This window comes from Immundisolibacter sp., from assembly GCF_050250495.1.
Taxonomy (GTDB): domain Bacteria; phylum Pseudomonadota; class Gammaproteobacteria; order Immundisolibacterales; family Immundisolibacteraceae; genus Immundisolibacter.
Window position 1 is genome coordinate 1 of the sequence record NZ_JBFWOM010000041.1, and the last position, 6,175, is coordinate 6,175.

The window sequence follows — 6,175 nt, forward strand, 5'->3', positions numbered from 1 at the left end:
CGTGCAGTTCGAGACGCAAGGCGCTGCCTTCATCAGCCCCGCCCGGCAGGTGCACGATGAACTGGCCCTTGTCGTTCGGCGGCGGGCGGTCCTCGTCGTTGTAAAGACTGCCGAGCACCACCGGGTGATTGAGGTCGCCGCCGACGAAGCCGACCAACACCAGGTCACCCACGTCCGGCACGCTCGCCACGCCCTTGCGCGGCGTCAGCAGCGGCACCGCATCCAGCACCAGATCGCTGCCCGGCAGCGCCACCGTGGCGGCGTAGTTGCCGGGATCGGCCGGCTCGACGGCCTGCACCACGCCCAGCTCCGCCACGCGCAGGCGGCCGAGTTCCTCGCGGATCAGCGCCCGGATCGTGTCGTACAGCGCCGCGCTCATGCCGACACGGCCTCGATCTGCACCACGTAGCCGCCGCGCGCGTAGCGGTGGCGGGCGGTGTCGATCACCCATGCGCCGTCGCCGCGGCCGCCGGGGCAGCCGGCGAGCTTGATCGTCGCGCCGGGGATCAGGTCCGCGCTGCCCGGCACGCGCAGGCTGATGCGGCTCGCCGCCGCGGTCGCACGCCGCACGCCGGCCTGCGCGGCGGCGCGCACGTCGGCCGCGCTGCGCAGCGCGCCGTCGCGCTGCACGCGGGCGGGATCACCGCCGCCCGCGTTGCCGGTCACGCTGCCGGTGTCCTTCACCAGCCAACTCCAGGCGGCAGCACCCTGGCTGCCGGCGGCGCCCTCCCCGACCACGGTGAGCGCGCCGAGCGCCGCGGCGCCGGCGCGGTGCTCCAGCGCCAGCACGTCCTGCGCATAGGTGTAACTGCGCACCGGCGGGCCGCCGGGCTTGGTCAGCCGCAGCGCGCCGTCGCCGTCCGTCCACACCAGCAAGTCCGCCTGCGCGGCGAGCAGGCCCGCCCACTCCCACAGGCTGCGCCGGTCATCCACAGCGAGGAACTCGAAACGGCCTCCCGTTTCCATCGCGCCCGGCGTGAGGCCAGCCGAACCGGCGAAGGTCTTGAGCAGATCGGCCAGCGTGCGTGCCCGATGGCTCGCGTTCTCGCGCCGGCGGGCGAGCTTCACGGCAGCGCTCGCCAACACCACCGTGCGCCGCGCGCCGGGCTCGCCTTCCACCGCCAGTACCTCGCCCTGCAGCACGGCGGACAGTGCGCCTTCCTCGCCGAGTTCCACACGCAGTTCATCGCCCGCCACGACCTGCGGCGCACCGTCGCGGTCGGTGAGCGTGAGCCGGGCATGGCTCACCGCCGGCGCCGGCGCCAGCAGGACGTCCACCTGCGTCAGGTGATCCGCCCACGGGTCCGGCGCCGGCGCCGACAGCAGGCTCATTGCCATGTCGAGCAGCCCGCCGCCACCCGCTGTCGGCGCAGGAGGTGCGACCTTGCACCGCGGCTTGAAACCGGGCGTGGCGGATGCGGCGGGCAGGAAGGGCAGGTCCATCACGGCACCCGCGGGTTGTCGGACGTGTACCAGGTGAGGTGGCGCAGCACGCCGTCGCGCCCGAACACGTGCTTGGCCTCCCGGAACACGAACGGCAGCGTGAACCGGGTAAACCCTCTGCTGACCGCCCCCGGTGCAGGTGCCGGACCGCCCAGCACGTGCATGTGCAGGTGGTTGTGGAAGCTGGTGCCGACGTCACCGGCGTGCATGATCACCTGCCCGCGCTGCACGGTCTGCCCGATGATGTTGCGCGGGTCGGTCACGCCGCGGGCGGCGAACACCTCGCGCACCGACCCGGTCTTGCCGTGGCCGTAGACGGCGTAAGTGCACGGGAACTGCGCGCGCAGCGACGGATCGAGCACGTCGGTGTCGTGCGCGGCATCCACCGCGTCGTGCCGGATGACGATGAAGTTCCAGTTGAAATACGCGGTCTTGAAGGCGCCTGGCGGCTTGATCAGCGCCGGATCCGGCCAATCCGGCGGGCCTTCGGTGCCATCGAACCAGCCCAGATTGGCGATGCCGGTCTGGCCCGCGATGAGGCCGCTGGCGGGATTGGCCGCGGCGTTGTTCACGTCGGTCTGCGTGGGTTCGCCCGGGCCGGCCCAGCCGATGGCGGCCTTGATGGCATCGAAAATCTGCGCGTCGGTGGGGTCGGTATCGTCGGCAATCCAGTCGAACCAGTCCACCACCGTGCCGGCGCGCGCGGCGAGCACCTCGTCGCCAAAGTCGTGCGCAAAGTCGTAGGCGTAGATCTGCGGCAGCCAGTTGAAACGCATGTGGCTGAACATGCCCTGGTTGGCCTGACCGACGAACAGCACCTTGTCTTTTTCGTACGGCAACCGGTACGGGGAAGTGTCCGCGGCCGGATAGCCGGTGAAGTCCACCCGCGCCGGCGCGTAGTCGTCGCCATCGGGGTCTTTCTTGGGGTTGTAGGTGCCGTCGGCGGTGTCGCCTTCCTTGCCGGTGTACTGCTGTACCAGGAAGCTCAGGAAACCTGTGAATGCCCCGAAACCGATTTCCTCGCCCAACTGGGCGGCGTCATAGGTGCGCGAGATGGCCCAGGTGTTAAGCGTGCCCACCGCCGCGCCGCCAAGGCCCATCAGCGGCGCGCAAAGCAGCCAATACAAATAGAACTTCGGGTTGTCGCCGTGAAAGGGGTGGGCGTAGTCCTCACGCGGAATCAGCTTGGTCAGCAGCATGACAGCGAGCGCCGTGTGCAGGCCGATGATCGGCCCGCCGTGTTCGCGGTTGTCCGGCCGGGTGTCCGGGTCGCCGGTGGCACCGGCCGGGCCGGTCTGGTTCATCAGCGTCCACAGGCTGAGCGCAATCGAGTGGCCACCGCCGAGGAAGGTGTGGATGTTGAAGGCCGACAGAGCGTCCCCGCCGAGCAGCGTCACCCAACCCAGAAACTGGTTGCCGGCGTTGGTTTCGGTGTGCTTGCCCTCGAGCGAGCCCAGGATGACCATCAGCCACGGCAGCCACACCCATAACCACTGGCTGCCGACGCCCCAGCCCAGCCCCTTGTTGATGGCTGACGCCAGCGGCGCACCTTCGGTGACGTTGGTGAGAAAGCGGGTGAAGTAATAGAACATCAGCGGGATGTTGGCGCCCTTCTCGCGCGGGCTGCTGGCGCACTCGGCGATGTGCCAGCCCACCTTGGCAAGTTCCGCCAGCGCGGCTATCACGCGCGTCCAGGTCTCCAGAAATTCCGGCCCCACCGCACCGAAGCTGTAGCACTCCGGCGCGCTGGTGGTGGCGAACGGCGCGGCCTCGAACCATTTGGGGTCGGCACCGGTGAAGGTGTGCAGCACCTCGTCGTCCGCGCCCGCGCGGCGCAGGATGAGCTGCGTCTTGTCCGCCGACAGCCACACTTCGTCGTCCGGGTAGCCTGGGGTGAGGCTCGACAGAATCTTCAGCCAGGCATCGGCATCAAAGGCGCGGCGCTTGGTGGCGTACAGCCATGAGGCGTACCAGCAGTACTGGTCGCCGCCGGCGGCTGGGCGCGCCTCGCCGGCGCCCACCGACCCCAGCCCGAAGTTGCCGCTGGCAATCTCGCCGAGCGTGCGCCCGGCGGTGAGCAGCGCCCTGAGCTTGCCGATCAGGCAGACGATCTGCGCACGCAGGTCGTCGATGCCCGCCTGACGCAGCGCGCCGTGCAGCAGCTGCGCCACGCGGGCGGGGCTCAGGTCGAACGTCGGGAACTGCGGGATGAGTTCACGCTCGATGCGCCCGATCAGCGCGGCGAGCGCGTAGCGCACGCCAGCCTGCTGCGCGGTGAGCACCGCGCTGCCGTCGAGCAGGCCCGCGCGCACGTCGGCGAACACCGCCCGCAGTTCGTCCTGAAGCGCGGCCTGCGAGAGACCCAACGGCCCGGTGACGATGCCGTGCACGCGTGTGCACACGTCACGCAGCGCGGGTTCGCTGAGGCCTTGCACTGCGCGGGCAGCGGTATCGAGCACGTCCTCGAGCAGGCCGAGGACGTCGAGCGGACCCTGCACGGTGCCCGCCTGCGCCGCGAGGCCCTGGAAGAGCGTGACCGCCGGCGCGGCCAGGTTCCGCGCCGCGTCCATCGCCTCGTCCAGCCGCGCCTGCATACGCGCGGCCAGACGCTGGCCCATGCGTTCAAAGGCGGTCGCAAACAGCGGGCCGATGCTGCGCACCTGATCCGGGCTGCCGAGGATCTGCCAGGCCAGGGCCAGCAGATCGTCGCCGAAGGCTTGCTGCGGCGTGAGGTTTTCCATCCTCCCCAGCGACTGGGGAGTGAGCAGCGCGGCACCCAGTGACATCAGCGGCGTTCCCTAAAAGCCCACCGCGGCGCTGCCGCCGGCGGGGTTGGAGGTGGGGGCGGCGGCCAGCATGGCCTGATAGGCAGCATCCACGCGGTCGAGTTCGGTGCGCAGCTCCCCCGGCAGGGCGTCGAGCTTGCCGAGCACCGTGTCGAGCGCATCGCCCACGTCAAAGCCCTGCACCACCGGCAGCAGGTCCTGTTCGTACACCTGCTGCAGCGGCTCGATGACCAGAACCTCAGGATCGAGCGCGGCCACCTGGGCCTTGAGTTCGGCCCAGGCCGCATCGAGCTGCCCGCGCAGGGCCGGGGTGAAGACCCCACCCAGCGAGATTTCCCCCAACAGGTCTTGCAGCGCCTCGCGCAGCGCGGCGGCGAGGTTCGCCGGGTCGAGCGCGCGCAGCTTGGCTAACAGCGCGCCGTGCAGGGCGTCCACCTCACGCGTGTAGAGATCTAGGTCGAGGCCGGCAATGCGGTCCACCAGCCCGTCGAGCGCGGCGGCGGCGTCTGCCAGCGCCTGTGGCGCGGCCAGCAGTGCCGCCAACCGCGCCTGAATGGCCTCCAGCAGGTCGCTGATCTGGTCGCCGAAATGCGTAATGAGCGCACCCACCGCCTTGAGCGCCTTCAAGAAGCCGACCACCGGCGCACCGAGCTGGCGGTCCAGGGCCGTGCGGATGAGCGTGCGCAGCGTGGCAGCGTCCATGCTCGCCGGCACCAGACTGGCGATGGGGCCGTCCGCGCGCAGGTAACGCGCGTCCCAGGTCGCCAGCAGCGCGGCGATGTCGGTTTCGGTCTCGCGCAACGCATCGGCCAGTGCGCCGAACTCGCGCAGGCCACGTCCGACCGGACCCAGCAGGTCCAGGCCATCGACGAAGTTGCCCAGTGCGGTGCGCTGCGCGGCGTCGCTCACGGCGGCGATGCGCGCGGGGGTGACCGCCGAGCGCGCCTGCACCAATGCCGCCAGCCGCGCCGCTCCACCGGCGGCATCGAGCGCCCCAACAAGCGGCGCGCGGGCGGTGCTCCACGCGGTCTGCATCGCCGCCGCGCCGGTAGCCTCGATGGCGTTGCGCAGCGCGGCGAGCGCGGGTGCCAGCGGTGCCGACAGATCGGCCGGAAGCTTGGCGAGGATGGCGTCCAGCCACGCCGACAACTGCGCGTCCGGATCGGCCAGCAGCCCGAGCCGTGCGGTCCACGCGCCGATGACGTCTGCGGCCTGGGAGAACGGCTCAAGCAGCCGGCTCACCTGCGCTGACACCTGCGCCAGCGCCTGGGCAAGGTCTTCGGTGGGCAGGGCGGCGTCGAGGTCGCCGAGCGCCTGTTCCACCTGTGCGGTCAGCGGCTCCAGCAGCTTGCCCGGTCGCAGCGTGGAGAGTTCCTGCACCAGCGCCGCGTGCGCCTGCGCCAGTGGGGCCACCAGCGCTGCGGGATCCAGCGCGTCGGCCAGCCGGTCCAGCGCGCCACGCAGCGCGCCGTCGGCACCGTCCAGCCAGGCAGTGGGCGAGAAGCCGTCCAGTTCGCCGACAAGGGCGGCAAACGGCGTGCCCAGAGGTTCTTCCAGCAGGGCGCGCGGGGCATAGGCGGCCAGCGCATCGGCGATGCGCGCCGGCAGTTCGCGCAGTCCTTCCAACAGCGCCGCCGGCCCCTGGGCGACCAGGCCGTCGAGCTCTCCCAGCAGCGGCTCGATGATCGGCGTCAGCGACGGCGGCAGCACCGACATGGCGGTGCTGATCATTTCCGGCATGGGCGGGGCAAGGTTGGCGTCGTCGATGGAGTCGAGCGCGGACTTGACCGTGCCGATGCCGCCGATCACCACATCGCCCACCGGCGCGAAGCTCAGCGCATCGAGCTGCTGCGCCAACTGCTTGAGCTGCGCGAGAGCATTGAGCAGCGCCTGCACCTCCGGCCCCTGCAGCAGGTTCGAGATTTCCGTCAACACGGCCTGCATCG

The 6,175-nt window shown here is 70.8% G+C and carries 3 protein-coding genes and 1 pseudogene; all 4 read right to left on the minus strand.

Features of this window, described 5'->3' with window-relative positions; all coding sequences use genetic code 11:
• The coding region (locus AB7F93_RS13885) for a phage baseplate assembly protein V (protein WP_428303505.1) at nt 1–379 on the minus strand (379 nt) is incomplete at its 3' end.
• A complete protein-coding gene (locus AB7F93_RS13890; RefSeq protein ID WP_428303506.1) occupies nt 376–1,443 on the minus strand; it encodes a hypothetical protein in 1,068 nt (355 codons plus the stop codon). The genes AB7F93_RS13885 and AB7F93_RS13890, both read right to left, overlap by 4 nt.
• A complete protein-coding gene (locus AB7F93_RS13895) occupies nt 1,443–4,229 on the minus strand; it encodes a hypothetical protein (protein ID WP_428303507.1) in 2,787 nt (928 codons plus the stop codon). Before AB7F93_RS13895 ends, AB7F93_RS13890 begins: the two co-directional genes overlap by 1 nt.
• A 12-nt stretch (nt 4,230–4,241) precedes the next feature.
• Nucleotides 4,242–6,175: pseudogene (locus tag AB7F93_RS13900) on the minus strand (hypothetical protein); the annotation flags it as partial.

Excerpts from the sequence above, each read along its gene's own strand:
- AB7F93_RS13890 (WP_428303506.1), bottom strand. The coding sequence starts at position 1,443 with ATGGACCTGCCCTTCCTGCCCGCCGCATCCGCCACGCCCGGTTTCAAG.
- AB7F93_RS13895 (WP_428303507.1), bottom strand. The coding sequence starts at position 4,229 with ATGTCACTGGGTGCCGCGCTGCTCACTCCCCAGTCGCTGGGGAGGATG.